Source organism: Paenarthrobacter sp. NPDC089322 (genome assembly GCF_040684895.1).
Taxonomy (GTDB): Bacteria; Actinomycetota; Actinomycetes; order Actinomycetales; family Micrococcaceae; genus Arthrobacter.
In genome coordinates this window covers 208,106-230,087 of record NZ_JBFBGW010000002.1, presented here as the reverse complement: position 1 = coordinate 230,087, position 21,982 = coordinate 208,106, and the positions used below count along the sequence as shown (strand labels likewise).

Here is a 21,982-nt window from a genome sequence, read left to right as displayed (position 1 = left end):
CACCGACTACTTGATCCAGCGGAGATTAATGCGGTAACGGTGCGGCTGGCCGTGGTTTACCCGGATCCCGGCCGAGACCGAGAAACACGTCAGTGCCACCCAAATTGCCGTAGCTATCACCGCGAAGATGTTGCCGACGACTGGCAGCAGGACCAGGATGTTTGCCACGACTGCGGCGATGGTCGGCGGCAGGGTGAAATTCAGTGCTTCTTTGGATTCCTGTGCGGTGAATGGACCACGGTCGCGGAAAATCAGGTAGATCAATAGCGACGGCAGGCACCCAAGAATGCCGCCGAAGTGCGCCAAAGTAGCCCATTGACGGTCTTCGCTGGCGGTCAGGGGGAGTGCATTTGCAGGTGCGCCATGATACTGGGGCTGGCCTGCGGCCTGGCCCGGTTCGTCTGGGGCGTTGTCTGCCACGGTGTCTTCCCTTTGCTTTAAGATGCTGCAGTCTTGCTGTCCCAGAATACTGGGTCCGGCGGGCTTCACGGGACAAAACGCATCATGGCTTCGCCGGTGATGCAGCTTCAGCTCACCATGCGGCCTTAGGGCACTGTAAGGAAGTCGATGACTTCCTCCACCCTGCCAAGCAACGATGCCTCGAGATCCGCGTAGCTCCGCACAGCGCCGAGCAACCGTTGCCAGCCGAGGCCAATGTCTTCGGCGGTGTCATGGGGCCACCCGAAGGCAGTCAGGATCCCGGTCTTCCAATCCACGCCGCGCGGGATCTCGGGCCACGCCTCGATTCCCAGCACCTTCGGACGGATTGCCTGCCAAACATCCACATACGGGTGGCCCACAATCAGGACGTTTCCGGCAGCACCTGGCAGCGTCATGGCATCCTGGGCGATCCGGGACTCTTTGGAACCGGCAACAAGGTGGTCCACCAGGATGCCGAGCCTGCGCCCGGGGCCCGGCGCGAAGTCCGCGATGGCCGATTTGAGGTCGTCGACGCCATGCAGCGGCTCGACGACGATGCCCTCCACCCGCAGGTCATCACCCCAGACCTTCTCCACCAGTTCGGCGTCGTGCTTGCCCTCCACCCAGATCCGGCTTGCTTTTGCCACTTGGGCACGCTGCCCTTGGACCCGCACGGAACCGGACGCTGTTCGGCCCGGCGGCAATGAACCGGCGGGTGTTTTCGCGGCCGGGGGCATGAGGCGTATGGCCTGGCCTTCAAGCAGGAATCCAAACCCGAGCTGGAAGGACTTGGTCTTACCTTGTCTGTCCTCCAGGGAGACAATGTGCATCCCGCCGGACTTTTCGACCCTGGTTACTTCACCAACCCATCCGGACTGGACGTCTTCAAGGACCATCCCGCGTTGGACAGGTACCTCCGGCAGCGTCGTCTTCACGGGCGCGCTCAGGTCCCGGGGACCCCATGTGTCAAAAGCCAAACCTTCATACCTCTTCGCGCTGGAAATTTTGACAGGGCCGCTGCTGCTGCCGCCCGCTGCGGTCAACTCCCGGCGGGCCGGTTTCAATGCTAGCAACGGGCTGGCTCATACTAGACTTATTAGCACTTGGGCATGTTGAGTGCTAAGTACGTTGTAGCTGGTGGTCCCCGCAGCCTGGGATACCCGGCATTGGACAGCCGTCAGGAGGTGTTGCAATGAGTGAGCCACGCAAGCTGGAAGTGCTGCGCGCCATCGTTGAGGATTACGTACACTCCCGGGAACCAGTCGGTTCCAAGGCTCTCGTGGAACGGCACCATTTGGGGGTTTCCAGCGCAACCATCCGCAACGACATGGCCGTCCTGGAAGAAGAAGGCCTCATTGCCGCGCCGCATACCAGCGCCGGCCGGATTCCGACGGATAAGGGATACCGGTTGTTCGTGGACCGGATTTCCCAGGTCAAGCCCCTGTCCGCAGCGGAGCGTCGGGCCATCCACTCCTTGCTGGAAGGGCCGGACGACCTCGACGACATCCTGGAACGAACCGTAAGGCTCCTGTCGCAGCTGACCAACCAGGTCGCCGTCGTGCAGTACCCGCACTCCAACCGGGCCTTGGTGCGCCACGTCGAATTCGTCCTTCTGGCGCCCAAGCAGGTCCTGGTGGTGCTGATCGCAGATACCGGCAGCGTTGGGCAAAAGGTCATCGACGCCGGCTCGGATGTCAGCAACGAGGCTCTGATGGCGTTGCGTGCGCGGTTCCTGGGAAGCATTTCCGGCACTCAGTTGGCTCTTCTGTCGCAAGTGCTTCCGTCCGTTGTGGCCTTGTGCCCGCCGGAACTCCGCAGCTTGGCGCAGGTCCTTGCCCACGGTCTGGAAACGCTGAGTGACACAAGCCGTGAAGAGCGCATCCTGATGGCCGGTACGGCCAACCTTGCCCGGTCCAACGTGGACTTCCCGCTCAGCATCGGCCCCGTGCTTGAGGCGCTTGAGGAACAAGTCGTCATGCTCCGGTTGTTGTCGGACATGGGGGATGATCCGCGCGGTGTTACCGTCAGCATCGGCCGCGAGAATCCGTACGATGGCCTGGCCGAGGCATCAGTCGTGGCCACAGGCTATGGCTCGGGCGCGAAAGTGGGGATCCTGGGGCCCACCCGTATGGATTATCCAACCACCATGGCAGCCGTGCGTGCCGTGGCCCGATACCTGTCCCGAATTCTCGGCGGCTGAGCCAGCCCCGGGGCTAAGAACCGCAGTACAACAAGGAAGAGAAACCGACTTTGAGCAGCCACTATGACGTTTTGGGAGTCTCACCGGAAGCCACCGGGGAAGAGATCAAAAAGGCGTACCGCAAGTTGGCGCGAAAGCTACACCCGGACGTCAACCCGGGGGAGGACGTCGCTGAGCAGTTCAAGGCAGTGACCCATGCCTATGAGGTGCTGTCCGACCCCCAAAAGCGCCGCGTCTATGATGCCACCGGTAACGAGAACGGCACAGACAACGGCTTCGGCGGGGGCTACTCCGGCCAGGGCTTTGCTTTCCAGGACATCTTCGACACCTTCTTCGGTGGCGGAGCCGGAGGTCACGGCGGTCCTGCATCCAGGGTGCGCCGCGGCCAGGATGCCCTCATTAGCGTCCGGATTGACCTCAAGGATGCCGTGTTCGGCGTCAACAAGAAGCTCGAAGTCGATACTGCAGTCATTTGCCCAACGTGTGATGGCAGTTGCTGCCGGCCGGGCACTCATCCCGAACGGTGCGATATCTGCGGCGGCAGCGGCCAAGTGCAGCGGGCTGTCCGTTCCATCCTTGGTCAGGTTATGACTACGGCGCCGTGTGGTTCTTGCGAGGGCTTCGGCACGATCATCAAGGATCCCTGCAACGAGTGCAGCGGCCAGGGCCGTATCCGCAGCCGCCGGTCACTCACCATCAAGGTTCCGGCCGGTGTTGCCACCGGAACGCGCATCCAGTTGTCGGGGCAGGGTGAAGCAGGACCGGCGGGCGGACCGGCGGGCGACCTGTATGTAGAGATCCGCGTTAACAACGATTCCACCTACATCCGCGAGGGGGACGACCTTCATGCAACCCTGAGCGTTCCCATGACGGCCGCTGCCTTGGGCACGGAACTTAGCCTTGAGACGTTCGACGGACCGCAGGAGATCGACGTCAAGGCCGGCACGCAATCCGGCGAGGTCATTACCCTTCGAGGGCTGGGCGTGACGCACTTAAGGGGTTACGGCCGTGGAGACCTCAAAGTGCACCTTCATGTGGAGACCCCCGGCAAGCTCGACCCGGCCCAGGAAGAGCTTCTGCGACAGCTGGCCAAGTTGCGCGGCGAGCAGTTCACCGACGGCAAGCTCGTTGCCAGCGGCGGCATGTTCGCCAAGCTGCGGGACAAGCTCGGTAACCTGTAGCGGTGAGCAACCCCGTCTTCTTCACACCCGCCGGCAGTTTGGACGGTGTGGGTCCTGGCTCTGTGTTTGTCCTGGACGGTCCGGAGGCCAGGCACGCCGTCACCGTGAAACGGCTCACGGCAGGCGAAGCTGTGGACCTTGCCGACGGAGCAGGCGCACGGCTGACGGGAACGGTGGCTGAAGTCGGTCAGGGCACGCTGTCGGTCACAGCCACCGAGGTCACGTATGAGGGGCAACCGGCAACGCGCTTGGTGCTGGTCCAGGCGTTGGCCAAGGGCGACCGTGACGAGCTGGCCATCGAAACAGCTACCGAGCTGGGAATCGACGCGGTCATCCCGTGGCAGTCGGAACGGTCCATCGTCCGGTGGAAAGCTGACCGCGCAGCCAAAGCCCACGCGAAGTGGCAATCGGTGGTCACGGCAGCGGCCAAGCAGGCCCGCAGGTCATGGATACCCGTGGTTCGTCCCCTCATGGATTCAGCTGCGTTGGCCAAGGCTGTTGCCGGCGCCGACATGGCTGTCATCCTGCATGAGGACGCGAAGAACCCCTTGCGCTCCGTGCTGGAAGACTCACCAGTCCTGAAGGGCGCCGAACCGGATACACCGCGGGAGGTCATGCTCATTGTGGGACCCGAGGGCGGTATCTCGCCACGCGAGGTAACCCGCCTGAGTGACGCTGGAGCCGTTACGGCACTGTTGGGTCACCACGTGTTGCGGTCGTCGACGGCGGGTCCTGCCGCCGTCGTACTCGCCAGCGATGTCTTGGGTCGCTGGTAGGGGACGACGCACCGACCCGGTCCGGAGCCCGGACTTTTCGGTTAGCTGACGCTGAACAACCGCGTATCAGTGCTCGACTCGTCGGTTTGCCCGGAGGCGTCCACCTGGGAAACCCGCAGTTCATATTTGCCGGGCTTCAGCGTCGCGCTGAACGTAAACACGCCCAATTGACCGGTGTCACCCGTTGCCTTCGCCTGTCCCGTGAGGACCGCGGTCTTTTCGCCACTGCCGTTCTCCTGCAGGATCCGCCAGCTCACCGGCTTGGAACTGTCCGTGCTCCGGCCATTGAACTTCACCGTCCCGGCCGGTAGTGAAGTGTCTTCCTGCGGGTCGATGATCCACAGCGGTGCCACCAAGGACGCATCCCTGGACATCGGTTGGCCCAGGCGTACCTGGCCGAACGCCATGAAGTCAGTGTGACCATCAACCAGGATGACCACTTGGATTTGCTGCCCGGAATTGATCAGTCCCGAGGAAGACGCCGCTGCGGTGGCGGTGTAAACGAGCTGTTGCACAGCACGCTGCGCCATCCCGGCGTCAAGGTTGGAGTTGAAGGCATCACGCGAGATGTCAACGGTGATCACATTCTTACCCGAAATGGAGGTGGCCAGGTTGCCGGGCTCCTGCCATGGCGTGAAGAAGTCGCGGTCCAGGGGTTTCTCGGCCATCATGATTCGCAATGCCGTGGTTACAGGGTTCCCGTCTCCGGAAATGTCCCTGAACTCCCGGTAGAGGTACACCTCATCCTCGCTTCGGCCAATCCAGTACACGGGGATCTTGGTGGATGCCTGCGTGGTTTCCAGCGGGGCGTTGCTGGCAGGGGCCTCCTGGACATTGACTTGCGGCGGGGCGGTGGTCGCCGATGGGGCGCCGCCGTTAGCGATGCAACCCGTCAGCAAAAGGACAGCCAGCATCGCCGGCGCCGCCACAACGGACTTCGTCCGCCGACGCACGCTGGGCTTTTGACTGGCTGACTGCGTGATGGGGGTTCCTAGCCTTGCGGCCGGCGATTCAGCCGGCCGGTTTTCGTGCGCGGATTCTGTTTCCTACCCGCTATGCCAGCTTGGCATACGGTCGACGGCGACTGGCAGGGATTCGAAGGACTGGCCGCAACTGAAACAGGATTGATACCCGCTTGATGCCGAGTTGAGACAATATTTCATGGCAGCCTGGTCCAGCGTCCGAGGGTGATGCGCTGAGAAGACCGCCGGAGCCCCGGCTGGCGTAGGATTGAAGGCATTCCGGCAAACGGACTGGCGCACCAAGTGGTCCTTATGTCGAAACCTTTGAATAACGTGAACCAACCGGAGGAGAAAAGGCCGCACGGCCAACACTATGAGTGAATCCCTGAATGGGCGGCTGCGGACCGGCAACGGGAACCCGGCTGCCACCGAGTTCCCGCACACTTTACCGGGCACGCGCACGGAAATCGTCACGTTCGACAACTCCGATCAGATGGTTCACTCATTGGGAAGCCATGACGAAGCCTTGCGCTATATCGAGGAACAGTTCCCGGACGTCAACTTCCATGTCCGCGGCAACGAGCTGTCAATGTCGGGCCCCGCCACTGTCATACCCCGGATCATGCGCCTACTCGAGGAAGTCCGCGGGCTTGTGGCGAAGGGCACGGTTGTCACGCCGGACGTCTTGCAGCAGCTGGTTTCCCTGCTCAGGTCGCAATCCGTCCAGAACCCTGTGGACGTCCTCACCCACAACATTCTTTCCAGCAGGGGCAGGACCATCCGGCCCAAGACGCTTAACCAAAAGAACTACGTGGACGCCATCGACGCCAACACCGTGATCTTCGGCATTGGGCCGGCGGGTACCGGCAAGACGTACCTGGCGATGGCCAAGGCTGTACAGGCACTGCAGTTGAAGGAAGTCAGTCGCATCATCCTGACGCGGCCGGCAGTCGAAGCGGGGGAGCGGCTCGGCTTCCTCCCGGGAACCCTCAGCGACAAAATCGACCCCTACCTGCGGCCGCTCTACGACGCCTTGCACGACATGATGGACCCTGAGTCGATTCCCCGGCTCATGGCGGCCGGCACCATCGAAGTTGCGCCTCTCGCCTACATGCGCGGCCGCACGCTCAACGATGCGTTCATCATCCTCGACGAAGCCCAGAACACCACCCCGGAACAAATGAAGATGTTCCTGACGCGCCTTGGCTTCGGCTCCAAGATGGTAGTTACCGGGGACGTCACCCAGGTAGACCTGCCGTTTGGTGCGACGTCCGGATTGCGGATCGTACGCGAAATCCTCAAAGGGATCGATGACGTCAACTTCTCGATCCTCGAAGCTGCTGACGTCGTGCGCCACCGCCTGGTTGCCGACATCGTGTCCGCCTACAGCAAGTGGGACGACGCCCATCGCGTGGACAACAGCGCCAACACACATCACAAACGTGGAGAACGTAAATGAGCATTGAGGTCAACAACGAATCCGGTGTGGAGGTGGACGAGGCCCAACTGGTGACGTTGTCCCGCTTCATCTTCGAGCGGCTGTACATCCATCCCCAAGCAGAGCTTTCCATCCTCCTGGTGGATGAAGCGGCGATGGAAAAGCTCCACATCGAACTCATGGACGAACCGGGAGCCACTGATGTGCTCTCGGTGCCGATGGACGAGTTGACGCCCGGGACACCCGACAAACCAACGCCGCAGGGCATGCTCGGTGATATTGCCATCTGCCCGCAAGTTGCCGAGACCCAGGCGCGGAACGCGGGGCATGCAACGCAGGATGAGATGCTTTTGCTGACAACCCATGGCATCCTTCATCTGCTCGGTTTTGACCATGCAGAGCCGGAAGAAAAAGCGGAAATGTTCGGTTTGCAGCGTGAGCTGCTGTCAGAGTTCCTGGGCAAGGATGCCCCCATGGAGACCATGCAGTGACGTCGATCATCCTGGTCGGCATGGCTCTGGTTTTCCTGAGCTTCGTCGCCCTCCTGACCGCCGCCGAGGCTGCGTTCAACTTCATTCCCCGCCACGAAGCCGAACAGTCGGTGGTGCGCAGTAAAGGCAAGGCCTTGGGGAGCATCCTGAAGCACCCCACATCCCACATGCGTGCCCTTCGGTTCTGGCGGGTGTGGTTCGAAATGGCGGCTGCGGTCGCCGTCGCCGTTGTCCTGCACAGTCTTCTGGGCAATGTGTGGCTGGCCGGCCTTGCCGCTACCGGCATCATGGCCGTCATCGGCTTCGTACTGGTCGGCGTTTCGCCCCGGCAACTGGGTCGTGCCCATTCCGGGCCGGTTGTCCGTTTCACGGCACCTTTGATCAGGTTCCTTTGCTGGATTCTGGGCCCCATTCCCGGCTGGCTGGTAGCTGTGGGATCTGCAGTAGCGCCCGGTGCTCCGGGCGGGGATGATGCTTTCGTGAGCGAAGAGGAATTCCGGGAGTTCGTTGACCGCGCCGCGGAATCGGACATGATCGAAGACAACGAGGCGGAGCTCATCCAATCGGTTTTCGACTTCGGCGATACGCTGGTGCGCTCAGTCATGGTTCCCCGTACGGACATCGTCAGCATCGGCACAGGTTCGGACCTCGAAGCAGCCATGGCACTCTTCCTCCGTTCCGGATATTCGAGGATTCCGGTGATCGGTGAGAACACGGACCAGATCCGCGGGATTCTGTACCTTAAGGACGTGGCTGCCGCGATGCATCGGGGCGAGCAGGGCCTGCAGCCCCACGACGTCGACTCGCTGGCCCGCGAGGTCCGCTACGTACCGGAATCCAAACCGGTCAGCGATCTCCTGAAGGAGCTTCAAAAGGAATCCACCCACGTGGCCATTGTCATCGATGAGTATGGCGGCACGGCCGGCCTGGTCACCCTCGAGGACCTCATCGAGGAGATCGTAGGGGAGATTGTGGACGAATACGATGCTGCCGCCGAAGAAGCCGTTGATCTGGGCGACGGAACGTACCGTGTGAGCGCCCGCATGAGCATCGATGACCTGGGTGAGCTGTTCGATATCGACCTCGACGACGACGAAGTGGACTCCGTGGGCGGCCTCCTGGCCAAAGCGCTCGGCCAGGTGCCGATCGTTGGCAGCTCGGTTCAGGTTAACGGCATCTCGCTGAAGGCAGATAGGCTGGAAGGTCGCCGAAACCGGGTCAGCCACATCATTGCGGCAGCCATGCCAAAGGAAGACACTGACCTTGAAGACCTTCTCGACGAGGCTGACACAACGCAACAGGGAGTTCCACGTGAGCAAGCAAAGTAAGAAAAACGACGCCGAGGATGCTTTCGGTGGCTTCCACGCCGGATTCTCTGTCCTGGTTGGCCGGCCCAACGCAGGTAAGTCGACCTTGACCAATGCCTTGGTCGGCCAAAAAGTCGCCATCACCTCCGCCAAACCGCAGACAACACGTCACACGATCCGCGGCATCGTGCATCGGGATGACGCCCAGCTGATCCTTGTCGATACTCCCGGGCTGCACCGTCCGCGCACCCTGCTGGGCAAGCGGCTCAACGAACTTGTCGCAGACACCCTTGCTGAGGTCGACGCCATTGGCTTCTGCCTGCCGGCCAACGAGAAGATCGGTCCGGGGGACAAGTACATCGCTGCCCAACTGGCTGCCGTAGGGCGCAAACCCATCGTTGCCATCGTCACCAAGACGGACCTCGTGGACCGCCAGGCGCTGACCGAACAGCTGTTGGCGGTGGCTGAACTGGGCAGGCAAGTCCTTGGTGAACAGGGCTGGGCGGACATCGTTCCGGTGTCGGCGGCCGACGGTTTCCAAGTCTCAACAGTTGCCGACGTACTCATTGGACACATGCCGCCGTCACCGCCGCTGTATCCGGATGGTGAGCTGACGGACGAGCCTGAGGCGGTCATGATTGCCGAGCTCATCCGTGAAGCAGCCTTGGAGGGCGTACGGGATGAGCTTCCCCACTCCCTGGCCGTGGTTGTCGAGGAAATCGTTCCCCGGGAGGGACGTACGGAGGACAATCCATTACTGGACGTCAGGGTCAATCTCTACGTGGAGCGTCCGTCGCAAAAGGCCATCATCATCGGCAAGGGCGGCAGCAGGCTGCGCGAGGTCGGCACGAATGCGCGGAAGGGAATCGAGACGCTTTTGGGGACGCGGATCTACCTTGATCTGCACGTCAAAGTGGCCAAGGACTGGCAGCGGGATCCCAAGCAGTTGGTCAAGCTCGGCTTCTGATCGGCGTCACGGCATCGGCGTGGCATCTGCTCGATAAGGAACTTCCCAGATTCGGCCACTATGATTGCGGGGATCTACGTCTTTGAGGAAAGGTAACCGAATAGTGCGACGTCGTGACGCCCGACTGGAGGGCCCCGGCACCGCTGCTCACGGTGCGGCGCGCCATGGCGGGGAGGCCGAAGGCACTCCACGCCATATGAATGCGCCCAAGGGACTTCCCCTTTGGCTGAAGATCGTAACCGGTGTTGTCTCGGTTGCGCTCGTGGCAGGTGTTGCTTTCGCCGCCTTTTGGTTCCTCCGGCTCCAGAACAACATCACCAAAGCCCCGCTCAGCGCAGGGGAAACACGTGATACCGGCGAAGCCGTCGTCAACGACAAATCGGACCGTTTGCAGATCCTCATCCTCGGATCCGACACCCGTGACGGCAAGAACTCACAGTATGGCAGTGCCGAGGATTCCACCGGCTACGGACACTCAGACGTCATGATGCTGTTGGACATCTCGGCTGACAACAAGCGCGTTAGTGTCATGAGCTTTCCCCGCGACCTTTTGGTTGACGTACCCCAATGTACGGACCACACAAACAACCAGACCTTCCCCGCCCGAAGCGGTGTGATGATCAACGAAGCCATGGCAGAGGCCGGCATCGGCTGTGCCGTGGATACGGTCAACCACCTCACCGGCCTTGAAGTCGACCACTTCATGATGGCCGACTTCAATGCAGTCAAGGAGCTTTCGAAGGCTGTGGGCGGCGTTGATGTCTGCGTCAGCGACCCCGTCTTCGACCCCGACTCGGGCCTGCGACTGGCAAAGGGGAACTCGCAGGTCGAGGGCGAGCAAGCTCTCGCGTTCCTGCGAACCCGCCACGCTTTTGGCGACGGCGGCGACCTTGGCCGAATCAAGGGCCAGCAGGCGTTCCTCTCGTCGTTGACCCGCAAGCTGAAGGCTGATGGGACTCTGGGCAACCCCCAGAGGCTATTGCAGATTGCAGACGTCGTGACCCAGAACCTGACTGTTGATGAGGGCCTCGCATCAGTTCCGTCCCTGCTGACCATTGGTGGCAGGCTCAAAGACATCGATGTTTCCAAAGTGGCCTTCGTTGCCGTGCCCACCCAGGCTGCGGCCCTTGACCCCAACCGCCTTGAGCTCGTGGAGCCCCAGGCCTCGCAATTGTTCGCCGCCCTCCGTGCAGACCTCGACCTGACGAATCCGGGAGCGACATCGAGTCCAGCGGCGACGGCCCCGGCGAGCGAGACTCCTTCGGCCCCTCCGGCGACTGTTGCACCCGCGGTTCCGGCGTACAACAAGGCCATCCAGCCCGTTGCAGTGGCGAACGGTACCGGAATTGCCACCAGGGCCCAGGAAATCATGGCCGTGCTGACAAGCAACGGCTTCAACCAGTCTGTTTCGTATCTTGCCAATCCCGTGGAGCAGACGGTCATCTACTACGGCGCGGGTTTCGCTGATGTGGCAACGGACGTAGCTACGGTGTTCGGTATCCCGGCGGCCCAGGTCCAGGAAGCCCCGGGTGTTTCAGGTGTGCAACTCTACGCGGGCACGGACTTCGGCTCCGGTACGGCGTATGGTGAGGCTTCGGTGCCGTCGGATGTTGTTAATCAGACCGCCAGCGACGCCGTGTGCCAGCAGGTAAACCCGCTCTACATCACGCAGTAAGCGGTTATGCACTGACAGTCAGCAGCAAAAAGATGCCGGACCCATATCGGGTCCGGCCATACTTTTTAGTGGAACTACCAAATGCTGACCCGATCCTGAGGATCCATCCACATCTTGTCCTTCTCCGAGACGGCGAACGCCTCGTGGAAGGGATCGAGGTTGCGGGCAATGGCGTTGGTCCGGAATTCGTTGGGGGAGTGGGGATCTGTGGCCAGCCGGCGGATAGCTTCCTCGGTACGGATGACCTGCCGCCAGCCGGCAGCCCACGACATGAAGAAACGCTGCTGTCCGGTAAAGCCGTCGATGACCTCCGGCTCGGCACCATCCAGGCTGAGGATGTACGCCTTGTACGCGATTGTGAGGCCGCCGAGGTCTCCGATGTTCTCTCCGAGCGTCAGTTTGCCGTTGACTTTGTGATCCCGAGCGGCGTAGGGAGACAGGGCATCGTATTGGGCTACCAGCTTTGCTGTGCGTGCCTCAAAAGCAGTGCGGTCTTCCTCTGTCCACCAATTCCGCAGGGCGCCGCTGCCATCAAACTGAGATCCCTGGTCGTCAAAACCGTGACCGATTTCGTGGCCGATCACCGCACCGATGCCGCCGTAGTTGACCGCGTCATCCGCTTCGGCGTTGAAGAACGGGGGCTGCAGGATGGCCGCGGGGAAGACAATTTCGTTCAGCATTGGGTGGTAGTAGGCGTTGACGGTCTGCGGTGTCATAAGCCACTTGTTCAAATCGACCGGTTTGCCGATCTCGTCCAGGTGCCGGTCCACGTCGGCGTCGTGGGCGCGTTCTACGTTTCCGAGGAGGTCGGATGGATCGATCTCCACGGCGGAGTAGTCAATCCATTTCTCGGGGAAGCCGATCTTGGGCCGGAAAGCTTCCAGCTTCTTGAGTGCCTCGGCTTTGGTTTCCTCACCCATCCACTCGAGCGAGGAAATGCTGTCCCGGTAGGCCTCTATGAGGTTGGCGACGAGTGTCTGCATTTTTGCCTTATGGCCTTTCGGGAAATGCCGTTCCACGTAGATCTGGCCGACAGCTTCGCCCAGCGCAGCTTCCACCACGGCCACGCCGCGCTTCCACCGCTCCTTGTTCTGCGGGGTTCCGCTCAAGGTGGTCCCGTAAAAATCGAAGTTGGTGTCCACAAACTCGGAGGACAGATACGGCGCCGCTGAGTTCAGCACACGGAGCATCAGCCATTCCTTCCACACGCCGAGCGATTCCGATTCCAGCAGCGCTGCGGCTCCGGCGAAAAAGTCCGGCGTGCTGACAACGATTTCGCTCCTCTTGCCTGCCTCCACACGTGCCGATTCAAACCACGTGTCCAGAAGCGGAAACAGTCCGCGCGCCTCATCTGCCGTTTTGAGGTTATAGGTCTTCTGCGGATCCCTCAGCGTGACGTTGTCCCAGTGATGGGACGCCAAGGCCTTTTCCAGGGCGACTATTCGCCCGGCAGCGGCTTCCGCGTCGGGAATGCCCGCCAGGCCGAACAGCTTGGCAACATAAGCCCCATAGGCTTCCACAATGGGCTCAAACTTTTCTTCGCGGTAGTAGGACTCATCCGGGAGCCCGAGCCCGCCTTGGCCGATGTATAGCAGGATCCGTTCCGGGTTGCCGGCATCGGGAGCGGGATAGATGGAGAACAGTCCTGACACGTCGCAACGAAAGAGGCGGCCCATGAGTTCTGCGAGGTCCTGCGTGGATCCCACACTCCTGATCTCCTGCAACCGCGCCCGGACGGGGTCCAGGCCCTTGGCCTCTGCCGCCGCTTCGTCCATGAAGCTCGCGTACAGCCCACCCACTTTTTGTTCGACGCCGGTCGCGGCCGCACCCTTGTTGGCAGCTTCCTCAATGATCGCCTTGACGGCGAGTTCGGCTTCATCCCGCAGCGCTGTGAATGTGCCTTCGAGGGGTCGGTCGTCCGGAATCGTCGTGCTGTTGAGCCACGCGCCGTTGACGTGCTGGTAAAGGTCGTCCTGCGGCCTGACACTGTGATCGATGTTGGAAAGTGTGATCCCCGACTGTGGCACTGTGGCTCCTTGAATCGACATTGCGGCCGGCGTTCCCACCGTCGCTGCGTCTGCATAGTGGACGTTGCATGAGGTGTTGCACTGTCATCATACGCACCGTGTTACTGTGAACTTGTGCGTGCGGGAATGCTTCTTCTTAGCTGCCGCGGCGAGGCCTGAAAGCTATCTGACGCTGGGCCATCCTCGCCGCGGAGTTTCGTTGTGCCCGGCTAAGCTTTCACTGAGTTCTTAGAGAAAAGGCCACACGACATGCGTAATGCACAAAAGCCCTCCGGTATGCCGATCCACCGCTACTTGCCGTTCCAGGACCAGATCACCGTGGAGGTTCCGGACCGCACGTGGCCTGACAAGGTCATCACCAAGGCACCCCGTTGGTGCGCGGTTGACCTGCGTGACGGCAACCAGGCGTTGATCGACCCCATGAGCCCTGCCCGCAAGCTGAAAATGTTCCAGTTGCTCGTGAAGATGGGCTTCAAGGAAATCGAAGTTGGTTTTCCGTCGGCGTCTCAAACAGACTTCGACTTTGTCCGGCAGCTGATTGAGGGCGGGCACATTCCGGATGACGTCACCATCCAGGTGCTGACCCAGGCCCGTGAACACCTGATCGAGCGGACCTACGAATCCCTGGTAGGCGCCAAGCAGGCCATCGTGCACCTGTACAACTCAACCTCTGTCCTGCAGCGCCGCGTGGTGTTCAACCAGGACGAAGACGGCATCCTGGATATCGCCCTGCAGGGTGCCCGCCTGTGCAAGAAGTACGAAGAGACCTTGGTGGATACGCACATCACCTACGAGTACTCACCGGAATCCTTCACCGGGACTGAGTTGGAATATGCAGCCCGCGTCTGTAATGCCATTGCAGACGTCTTTGAGGCTTCCGCGGACAAGCAGGTCATCATCAATCTGCCGGCCACCGTCGAAATGGCGACGCCCAACGTCTACGCGGATTCCATTGAATGGATGCACCGTAATCTGCATCCCCGCGAGGGCATCATCATCTCCCTGCACCCTCACAACGATCGCGGCACGGGTGTTGCTGCCGCTGAACTCGGCTACCTCGCAGGCGCAGACCGCATCGAAGGTTGCTTGTTCGGCAACGGCGAACGGACCGGCAACGTCGACCTCGTGACCTTGGGCTTGAACATGTTTGTCCAGGGTGTGGACCCGATGATCGACTTCTCGGACATTGACGAAATCCGCCGCACGGTGGAGTACTGCAACCAGCTGCCCGTTCCGGAGCGTTCACCCTACGGCGGCGACCTCGTGTTTACGGCCTTCTCAGGTTCGCACCAGGATGCCATCAAGAAAGGCTTCGAAGCGCTGGAAAAGGATGCCGCCGCGGCTGGCGTTCCCGTGGACGACTTCACATGGCAGGTTCCCTACCTGCCCATCGATCCCAAGGATCTCGGCCGTAGCTACGAAGCAGTCATTCGGGTGAACTCCCAGTCGGGCAAGGGTGGTGTCGCGTATCTGTTGAAGAACGAACACAACCTGGATCTCCCGCGCCGTGCGCAGATTGAGTTCTCGGGAGTCATCCAGCGGCGAACGGATGCTGTCGGCGGTGAAGTGAGCGGTGCCCAGCTTTGGCAAATCTTCCAGGACGAATACCTGCCGTCGGACGAGGAACAGGCCCAGTGGGGTCGCTATTCCCTGGGCAGCGTCAGCACGGAAACGGACGAGTCCGGTGCGATGACGATGAACGCAAACTTGCGCATCGATGGCGTCGAGGTGCGCCGGACCGGCCACGGCAATGGTCCAATCGCCGCGCTCCTGGACATCCTGCACCACGACGGTGTCGATGTCCGCGTCCTCGACTACAGCGAACACGCACTTTCGGAAGGCGGCAGCGCGAGCGCGGCCGCCTACGTCGAATGTGCTGTGGGTGAGCGTGTGCTCTGGGGTGTTGGGATCGACCCCAGCACCACTACTTCGTCGCTCAAAGCCCTGATTTCGGCCGTGAACCGGGCGGTCCGGGACGCGCAGGCATAGAGGCATCCACCGTGTGGCGGCGTGCATAACGCCGCCACACGATCGTGGACGTCCCGGGCTGCTTCGGCTTTAGTGCGAAGATTAGATGTGGCCAATCCGTCGTCGTTTGCAGCGCGCTCCTACCGGGACGATGCCGTGGTGTTGCGCACCCACAAACTTGGTGAGGCGGATCGCATCATCACCCTGTTGACCAAACATCACGGCCAGGTGCGTGCTGTTGCCAAGGGTGTACGGCGAACAAGCAGCCGCTTTGGCGCACGACTTGAGCCGTTCATGGTTGCCGACTTGCAGTTGGTATCGGGCCGCACACTGGACATTGTCACCCAAGCAGTGGCCAAAGGGGCTTATGGCAGCAGCATTGCGGCGGACTACTCCCGCTTCACGGTTGCGGCTGCCATGACTGAGACGGCGGAGAAGCTTACGGATGCTGACGCTGAGTCGGGAACCGCGCAATACAACCTGTTGGTGGGTGCACTCGCGGCGCTCAGCCGTTCCGATCATCCGCCCGAACTCATCCTGGACTCCTATCTGCTGAGGGCTTTGGCAACCGGCGGGTGGGCGCCGAGTTTTACGGACTGTGCCCGATGCGGGTGTCCGGGTCCACACACAGCTTTTGCGGCGCCGTTGGGTGGCATGGTCTGTGGTGACTGCCGTCCTCCCGGCTCGCCCGCACCGGCACCAGAAACAGTCCTGCTGCTTGGTGCGCTCCTGACCGGAAACTGGATCGTCGCCGACGCTTCGGATTCCAGGCACCGAAGGGAAGCTGCCGGGCTTGTGGCCAGCTACTTGCAATGGCATCTGGAACGTGCCGTGAAATCACTCAAACATGTGGAGCGAAGCTGACAGTGGCACTTGGAAAGAAAAGCAAGGCAATTGCGGCCAGGACCGTGCCCGTTAAAGCGCCATATCCGCACCCATCAGGTGCGGTTCCACCGTCCATTCCCGGTGAACTCATTCCACAGCACGTGGCAATCGTCATGGATGGAAATGGTCGTTGGGCCAACCAGCGGGGATTGCCCCGGATTGAAGGGCACAAAGCCGGTGAGCCGGCGCTGCTGGACGTCATGGCCGGTGCCATTGAGCTTGGCATCAAGTACGTCAGCGTCTACGCCTTCTCTACGGAAAACTGGCGGCGGTCACCTGAAGAAGTCCGCTTCCTTATGGGATTTAACAAAGACGTACTACGTCGCCAGCGGAACCAGCTCGACGAGTGGGGCGTGCGGATCCGTTGGGCCGGGCGGCGGCCCCGTCTTTGGGGCTCTGTTATCCGGGAACTGGAGGAGGCAGAGGAATACACACGGGCCAACGACACTTGCACGTTGACCATGTGTGTTAATTACGGAGGCCGGGCAGAGCTCGCCGACGCAGTCTCGGCGATCGCGGAAGACGTTGCCGCCGGAAAGTTGAAGCCAGGGGCGGTGACCGAACGGCTCATCCAGAAGTATCTGGATGAGCCCGACCTGCCGGATGTGGACCTTTTCCTCCGCAGTTCAGGGGAGCAGCGGCTTTCCAACTTCCTCTTATGGCAGTCCGCCTACGCCGAGTTTGTGTTCATGGATACGCTGTGGCCTGACGTCGACCGGCGCACCCTGTGGGACGCTGTGGAGATCTACGCGAAGCGGGACCGTCGTTACGGCGGAGCTGTGGACGCAGCCCCCGCGAAGTAGCACACGCCTACTAAATCAATACGGGTAGGCCGCAAGCCAGACTGCCACGTCCCTGTATGCCTGCTGTCGGATCGACCGCCGTGACAGAAAGACGTCATGGAGTGCGCCGGGGTACCGAAAAACCGCAGTTCGCCGGCCAAGCCCCAGCGCGCGCCTGGATGTCTCCTCAACATCGATAACCGCGTCCGCCCTCATAAGATCAGCCGTCCACTCCGCCTGGATCCTGGTACGCCCTGACAGAAGCACCAGGACGGGTGCGTCGATGTTGAGTTTGCGCTCGACTGTCCTGTGCCCGGCAAGGACGGCCTTCGTCCATCCGGCACGTATGGGAAATGATGCCCGTGGCCTCCATGCGGGATCCAGGACCCATTCCCCATGGGCTTCGTTGCTCACGCTCTCCCAGTAGGCGGGCATTTCGGGGAACCGGAAAGGCCTTTTGGGATCTGTCCGGGCAAATGGCTCTACCAGATGCATGGCAATGCTGCGCACGAGGCTGCTGCCTTGGAGCTCAAGCCATGGGGAATTCAGCACAAGTGTCCCAATGCGGCCCGGGTGCCGGTCCGCCCACAGCGAGGCAATGAGGCCGCCGAGGGAATGGGCGAGCAGATGGATTGTTGGAGCGGCGGGACTGTTGGTACGGGCCGCGACATCGCGTTCGATTTCGTGCAATGCCGCCGCGATGTCTTCGTCGTAAACCGACAGGTCCGTGGTGTAGCCGGGTGTTTGCCCCGGCCTCAGGCTCCGACCGAACTTCCGGAGGTCCAGGGCATAAAAGTGAAAGCCGGACGCGGTGAGGTATTCGGCGAGCTCTGTCTGGAGAAAGTAGTCAGCCCATCCGTGGAGGTAGAGAACGACGCGCGGTGCTCCCATCGGATCCGATGCAACGGGCCGGCGCCTCCGCTGCGAAAACGAGGAGAGGAAATCGAGGATGCCGTGGGGGTGCATGGTTGCTGACGGCGGGGCGTGCCGGATGAGGGTGGCCGCGACGGCACCTTCTTCGTCCGGCTCCAGCGGCAGGTGTCTGTATTCGTACCCGTGGCCCAGGAAATCCGGTAGCCACAGATTGACTGTTTCCTCCGTGGTGGTCATCTGTCCCCCTCCTGCCCATGCGCCCGCAACTCCTCGTCCATGTACCCGCGGATCCAACGGGAAAGCCGCGAATAGGCGTCTGACCGCACTTCCGGTGCGGACAGGAATACGTCGTGAAGTGCGCCGTCAATGCGCTCCAACGTTACGCTCCTGCCCAACGCCATGGCACGCAGGGCGATGATGCCAACGTCCAACACCGCGTCCGACCGCCGCATCGACTCCTGCCACACCATGCCGTTGGCGCTGGCCGCGGAGGTAAGGACCAAGACCGGGATATCAAGCCGCAGTCCACGGGCCACTTGGGCATGCCCGGATAGGACTGCACTGAGCCATCCGGCCCTGACCGGGAATGCGAGGGGAGGCCTGTACTTCTCATCCAGTGGCCATTCCCCCTCGGCGGTGTTGCTGATGCTGCGGAAATAGAAGCCGCGTTCCGGAAGCCGGAGCACTAACTCCGGCCTGAGCTTGGCCAACGGCGCCACCATTGCCTGGGCGGCACGCCGCACCAGCGAACTGCCGTGCATTTCGAGCCAGGGGCTGTTCAGGACCAGGTACTGAACTTTCCCGGCGTGACGGCTCGCCCATAGCGCCGCCACCAGTCCGCCCGTGGAGTGCCCCATCATCGCAATGTTCGTCCTGGCCGATGCTGATACTTCGCTCTTGATCACGTCAATGGCGTGATCTATTTCGGCATCGTAGTCATTGAGGTTGGCCACGTAGCCGCCCGGTGTGTCCGTCATGAGGCTGCGGCCGTGGTTGTGCATGTCCAAGGCGTAGAAGGAGTAGCCATACTTGGCCCAGAACCTTGCTAGTTCGACATTGAAGAAGTAGTCGCTCCATCCGTGAAGAAAGAGCACCGCTCCTTTGACCACACGGTCCGGATCTTCTGACGCGGGCTCCGGTCGGTGGCGCACCAGTGTTGCGCGGCGAAGGGCGCCGTCACGTCCTATGGCGTTGAACGCGCAGGACTGAAAGTCCGTCCCCAGGATGTCAGTCGACCAATCCATGCCTTCAGCTTAGACACTCGGGCGGTGTCGAGGTCCCGGAAGCGGTCTCCGGCGGGTCACCGGTTTGGTCAGCCGCCGGTAAACCGGAAAACTAGGAACATGCGCGTTTACCCTACCTTCTTCAAGCTCGCCTTCTCCTGGATGGATGCCGAGAAAGCACACAAGATTGGCTTCCAGGCAATCCGGGCGGTTCATCGAACCGGCGCGGGCCGGCTTCTTTCCAGGGTGACGGCGCCCCATTCATCGCTTCGCACCGAGGCCCTTGGGCTGACCTTCCCGTCTCCTTTCGGACTGGCCGCGGGTTTCGACAAGGAAGGCCATGGCATTGAAGCCCTGTCTGAATTGGGATTCGGTCACGTCGAGGTGGGCACTATTACCGGACAAGCGCAGCCAGGAAACGAGAAGCCCCGGTTGTTCCGTCTTATTGAAGACCGTGCAGTGATCAACCGCATGGGCTTCAACAACGACGGTGCAGCAGCCGTGGCTCCCAGGCTTAAGTCCGCGAGGGCAGCGCTGCAGCGGGTTCATTCCGACGTCAGGCCAGTGATCGGTGTCAATATCGGCAAGACGAAGGTGGTTGAACTCAACGACGCCGTAGAGGACTACCTGATCAGTGCCCGCAGCCTCGCTCCGGCGGCTGACTACCTCGTGGTCAACGTGAGCTCGCCCAACACGCCAGGGCTCCGGTTGCTCCAGAACGTGGAAACACTCAGGCCGCTGCTGAGGGCAGTCGGAGACGCGGCCGACGAAGCTGCCGGCCGCCACGTTCCGCTGTTGGTCAAGATCGCGCCGGACCTGAGCAATGAGGACATCGACGACGTTGCCCGGCTTGCGCTCGACCTGAAACTTGACGGCATCATCGCTACGAATACCACGATCGCCCGTGACGGCCTCGTTACCGAGGCTTCCAAGGTCGAATCATTGGGCGCGGGCGGCCTTTCCGGTGCTCCGCTGAAACAACGGTCACTTGAAGTCCTGAGGAGGCTGAAGGACGCAGTCGGGGATCAGTTGGTGCTCATCGCAGTGGGCGGAGTGGAATCGGCCCAAGACGTGCAGGACCGGCTGGATGCCGGTGCCACACTCGTCCAGGGCTACACGGCATTCCTGTATGAAGGCCCGTTCTGGGCATCCCGCATCAACAAAGGCCTTGTGAAGCTGGCCAGGAGTAACGTCCGTCAAGGCTAAGCCGCCGCTGTGTGATCAACATAAAGGCCCCGGACCTGAATGAAGCGGTCCGGGGCCTTTGTGGCACTAGTGAAGTTGTCGCCTTTGCGGCAGTCGGTGGGTGATTCCCGTCCAAATGCTAGGAGGGGTACTGGCCGCGCTTGACCTGTGGTTTGGGCAAACGGAGCTTGCGGAACTGGAGGGCCCGCATGCAGCCGTACCATACGGCTCCGCGCTCTACGTCACCGAACTTGTCCGTCAGCCGCTTGCGGAGTTTGCGGGAAAGAATAAAAACGTCCACGAAAACTGCAAGGAACATGATCCAGAAGCCCACCAGCACGTAGGTGATCTGTTCACTTGTGGATGGAACGATCAGGGAGATCACGACGAAGAGCAGGGCACCGAACATCAAGTATTCGCCAAGGCTGAATCGTGCGTCCACGTAGTCCCGGACAAAGCGCTTCTGGGGACCCTTGTCCCTGAGCGGGAGGTACTTTTCGTCGCCTGTGTCCAGGGCTTGACGCATCTTCTGCCGCTGATCCTGAATCGCGACGCGTTCGGCCTCCTTCGATGCCTTGCGATCGTTGGGCACCAGCGGCCGCTTGCGCGCTGCCTCCTGGTCTTTCCGCTTGGGGGTGGGGGCGCCCTTTCCGGCACCCGGCTCCTGGGCGGCGCGGGCCTGGTCTACTACTGCTTGAGCGCTGGGCTCTTCCTTTTTGCGTCCGAACACCACTACAGAATACCCGTAGGTCAGCTTCCTGAGAGATCACGCGGGGAAGTCCGCCGGTATAGTTATGGGACTTACGAGGAGGCACGCCGGTGATCGAGATACTTGGCCCCACAGAACTAGCCAGGGCACGAAGGACCGGCAAGCTCGTAGCCCGGATTCTGCAAACGCTGAGAAACCGGACCGTAGTGGGAACGAATCTGTTGGACATCGATCGCTGGGCGGCGGCCATGATCGAGGAAGCCGGCGCAAGTTCCTGCTACGTCGATTACGCGCCGTCCTTCGGTAGGGGACCGTTCGGCCACTACATCTGCACATCGGTCAATGACGCCGTGCTTCACGGTCTTCCACACGACTATTCCCTGTCTGACGGGGATCTCCTGTCGCTCGACATCGCCATCACCCTTGATGGTGTTGCCGCTGACTCCGCCGTCAGTTTTATTGTGGGGGAGTCCAGCCACCCATCGAGTGTGGCCATGATCGAGGCTACGCAAACTGCCCTGAGGGCGGGCATAGCTGCCGCAAAACCCGGTGCGCGGATTGGCGACCTCTCCTATGCCATCGGATCCGTGCTGGAGGACGCCGGTTATCAAGTGAACACCCAGTACGGAGGGCACGGCATCGGATCCACGATGCACCAGGATCCGCATGTACCGAACGCCGGGCGACCGGGACGGGGATACAAGCTCAGGCCGGGGTTGTTGCTCGCACTGGAACCATGGGTCATGGCGGATACGGCAGAGCTGGTGACCGACGGAGACGGTTGGACACTGCGTAGTGCTACCGGCTGCCGGACAGCCCACAGTGAGCACACCATCGCGATCACTGAGGATGGCGCAGAGATCCTCACAGCACCAGCCCCGGACCAGCTGTAGAACCCATCACGGACGCGGGC

At 61.4% G+C, this 21,982-nt stretch carries 20 protein-coding genes; 13 read left to right on the top strand and 7 right to left on the bottom strand.

The window, feature by feature from the left end:
* Positions 1-6: 6 nt before the first annotated feature.
* Positions 7-420 (bottom strand): DUF4870 domain-containing protein, encoded by a 414-nt coding sequence (locus tag AB0N65_RS03115; protein WP_364157550.1) that lies wholly within the window; start codon positions 418-420, stop codon positions 7-9.
* A 125-nt stretch (positions 421-545) separates the two neighbouring features.
* Positions 546-1,397, bottom strand: coding sequence for a DUF3097 domain-containing protein (locus tag AB0N65_RS03110; RefSeq protein ID WP_364157547.1), 852 nt, complete (start codon positions 1,395-1,397; stop codon positions 546-548).
* 215 nt (positions 1,398-1,612) lie between these two features.
* On the opposite strand from AB0N65_RS03110, the gene hrcA reads away from it, so the two are divergent.
* From hrcA to AB0N65_RS03095, 3 genes are read left to right on the top strand one after another with little or no spacing between them, the layout of a single operon-like run.
* Positions 1,613-2,620: a heat-inducible transcriptional repressor HrcA gene (gene hrcA / locus AB0N65_RS03105; RefSeq protein ID WP_364157544.1), complete on the top strand. Its 1,008-nt coding sequence runs from the start codon at positions 1,613-1,615 to the stop codon at positions 2,618-2,620.
* A 50-nt stretch (positions 2,621-2,670) separates the two neighbouring features.
* Positions 2,671-3,801: a molecular chaperone DnaJ gene (dnaJ, locus tag AB0N65_RS03100; protein ID WP_364157541.1), complete on the top strand. Its 1,131-nt coding sequence runs from the start codon at positions 2,671-2,673 to the stop codon at positions 3,799-3,801.
* Positions 3,802-3,803: 2 nt separating this feature from the next.
* Positions 3,804-4,577, top strand: a complete 774-nt coding sequence (locus AB0N65_RS03095) for a 16S rRNA (uracil(1498)-N(3))-methyltransferase (RefSeq protein ID WP_364157538.1) — start codon at positions 3,804-3,806, stop codon at positions 4,575-4,577.
* Between the two features lie 41 nt (positions 4,578-4,618).
* Here AB0N65_RS03095 and AB0N65_RS03090 read toward each other — a convergent pair whose 3' ends face one another.
* Positions 4,619-5,491 carry a GerMN domain-containing protein gene (locus tag AB0N65_RS03090; protein ID WP_364157993.1) on the bottom strand — a complete coding sequence of 291 codons (873 nt, stop codon included), beginning with the start codon at positions 5,489-5,491 and terminating at the stop codon, positions 4,619-4,621.
* Between the two features lie 421 nt (positions 5,492-5,912).
* Between AB0N65_RS03090 and AB0N65_RS03085 the strand changes: the two genes are divergently transcribed.
* The 5 genes from AB0N65_RS03085 to AB0N65_RS03065 all read left to right on the top strand — a co-directional run bounded on the left by AB0N65_RS03085 (position 5,913) and on the right by AB0N65_RS03065 (position 11,417).
* The gene (locus AB0N65_RS03085; RefSeq protein WP_364157535.1) at positions 5,913-6,998 is read left to right on the top strand and encodes a PhoH family protein; all 1,086 of its coding nucleotides are present in this window, start codon (positions 5,913-5,915) and stop codon (positions 6,996-6,998) included.
* Positions 6,995-7,468: an rRNA maturation RNase YbeY gene (ybeY, locus tag AB0N65_RS03080; RefSeq protein ID WP_364157533.1), complete on the top strand. Its 474-nt coding sequence runs from the start codon at positions 6,995-6,997 to the stop codon at positions 7,466-7,468. The genes AB0N65_RS03085 and ybeY overlap by 4 nt, the downstream gene beginning before the upstream one ends.
* Positions 7,465-8,796, top strand: a complete 1,332-nt coding sequence (locus AB0N65_RS03075; protein WP_364157530.1) for a hemolysin family protein — start codon at positions 7,465-7,467, stop codon at positions 8,794-8,796. The genes ybeY and AB0N65_RS03075 overlap by 4 nt, the downstream gene beginning before the upstream one ends.
* Positions 8,780-9,742 (top strand): GTPase Era, encoded by a 963-nt coding sequence (era, locus tag AB0N65_RS03070; RefSeq protein ID WP_364157527.1) that lies wholly within the window; start codon positions 8,780-8,782, stop codon positions 9,740-9,742. The genes AB0N65_RS03075 and era overlap by 17 nt, the downstream gene beginning before the upstream one ends.
* Positions 9,743-9,845: 103 nt before the next feature.
* Complete coding sequence (locus AB0N65_RS03065; protein WP_364157524.1) at positions 9,846-11,417, top strand: LCP family protein; 1,572 nt, start codon at positions 9,846-9,848, stop codon at positions 11,415-11,417.
* A 74-nt stretch (positions 11,418-11,491) separates the two neighbouring features.
* Here AB0N65_RS03065 and AB0N65_RS03060 read toward each other — a convergent pair whose 3' ends face one another.
* Positions 11,492-13,444: a M13-type metalloendopeptidase gene (locus AB0N65_RS03060; RefSeq protein WP_364157521.1), complete on the bottom strand. Its 1,953-nt coding sequence runs from the start codon at positions 13,442-13,444 to the stop codon at positions 11,492-11,494.
* 249 nt (positions 13,445-13,693) lie between these two features.
* On the opposite strand from AB0N65_RS03060, the gene leuA reads away from it, so the two are divergent.
* The 3 genes from leuA to AB0N65_RS03045 all read left to right on the top strand — a co-directional run bounded on the left by leuA (position 13,694) and on the right by AB0N65_RS03045 (position 17,100).
* Positions 13,694-15,433 (top strand): 2-isopropylmalate synthase, encoded by a 1,740-nt coding sequence (leuA, locus tag AB0N65_RS03055; protein WP_364157518.1) that lies wholly within the window; start codon positions 13,694-13,696, stop codon positions 15,431-15,433.
* Between the two features lie 87 nt (positions 15,434-15,520).
* Entirely contained in the window at positions 15,521-16,276 is a 756-nt protein-coding gene (gene recO / locus AB0N65_RS03050; RefSeq protein ID WP_364157515.1) for a DNA repair protein RecO, read from the top strand.
* 2 nt (positions 16,277-16,278) lie between these two features.
* Positions 16,279-17,100 (top strand): isoprenyl transferase, encoded by an 822-nt coding sequence (locus AB0N65_RS03045; protein ID WP_364157512.1) that lies wholly within the window; start codon positions 16,279-16,281, stop codon positions 17,098-17,100.
* A 15-nt stretch (positions 17,101-17,115) separates the two neighbouring features.
* Here the strand turns inward: AB0N65_RS03045 and AB0N65_RS03040 are convergent, their stop codons facing one another.
* Positions 17,116-18,189 carry an alpha/beta hydrolase gene (locus AB0N65_RS03040; RefSeq protein WP_364157509.1) on the bottom strand — a complete coding sequence of 358 codons (1,074 nt, stop codon included), beginning with the start codon at positions 18,187-18,189 and terminating at the stop codon, positions 17,116-17,118.
* Positions 18,186-19,196: an alpha/beta hydrolase gene (locus tag AB0N65_RS03035; protein ID WP_364157506.1), complete on the bottom strand. Its 1,011-nt coding sequence runs from the start codon at positions 19,194-19,196 to the stop codon at positions 18,186-18,188. Before AB0N65_RS03035 ends, AB0N65_RS03040 begins: the two co-directional genes overlap by 4 nt.
* Before the next feature lie 99 nt (positions 19,197-19,295).
* Here AB0N65_RS03035 and AB0N65_RS03030 point away from each other — a divergent pair, with 99 nt between their 5' ends.
* Positions 19,296-20,381, top strand: coding sequence for a quinone-dependent dihydroorotate dehydrogenase (locus tag AB0N65_RS03030; protein ID WP_364157503.1), 1,086 nt, complete (start codon positions 19,296-19,298; stop codon positions 20,379-20,381).
* A gap of 118 nt (positions 20,382-20,499) precedes the next feature.
* On the opposite strand, the gene AB0N65_RS03025 is transcribed toward AB0N65_RS03030, so the two are convergent.
* Positions 20,500-21,090, bottom strand: coding sequence for a DUF3043 domain-containing protein (locus AB0N65_RS03025; protein ID WP_364157990.1), 591 nt, complete (start codon positions 21,088-21,090; stop codon positions 20,500-20,502).
* Between the two features lie 89 nt (positions 21,091-21,179).
* Here AB0N65_RS03025 and map point away from each other — a divergent pair, with 89 nt between their 5' ends.
* Positions 21,180-21,962, top strand: a complete 783-nt coding sequence (map, locus tag AB0N65_RS03020; protein WP_364157500.1) for a type I methionyl aminopeptidase — start codon at positions 21,180-21,182, stop codon at positions 21,960-21,962.
* The last annotated feature ends 20 nt before the right edge of the window (positions 21,963-21,982 follow it).

Excerpts from the sequence above, each read along its gene's own strand:
- AB0N65_RS03085 (WP_364157535.1), top strand. The coding sequence starts at position 5,913 with ATGAGTGAATCCCTGAATGGGCGGCTGCGGACCGGCAACGGGAACCCG.
- AB0N65_RS03030 (WP_364157503.1), top strand. The coding sequence starts at position 19,296 with ATGCGCGTTTACCCTACCTTCTTCAAGCTCGCCTTCTCCTGGATGGAT.
- hrcA (WP_364157544.1), top strand. The coding sequence starts at position 1,613 with ATGAGTGAGCCACGCAAGCTGGAAGTGCTGCGCGCCATCGTTGAGGAT.
- leuA (WP_364157518.1), top strand. The coding sequence starts at position 13,694 with ATGCGTAATGCACAAAAGCCCTCCGGTATGCCGATCCACCGCTACTTG.
- ybeY (WP_364157533.1), top strand. The coding sequence starts at position 6,995 with ATGAGCATTGAGGTCAACAACGAATCCGGTGTGGAGGTGGACGAGGCC.
- AB0N65_RS03090 (WP_364157993.1), bottom strand. The coding sequence starts at position 5,491 with ATGCTGGCTGTCCTTTTGCTGACGGGTTGCATCGCTAACGGCGGCGCC.
- AB0N65_RS03035 (WP_364157506.1), bottom strand. The coding sequence starts at position 19,196 with ATGGATTGGTCGACTGACATCCTGGGGACGGACTTTCAGTCCTGCGCG.
- AB0N65_RS03040 (WP_364157509.1), bottom strand. The coding sequence starts at position 18,189 with ATGACCACCACGGAGGAAACAGTCAATCTGTGGCTACCGGATTTCCTG.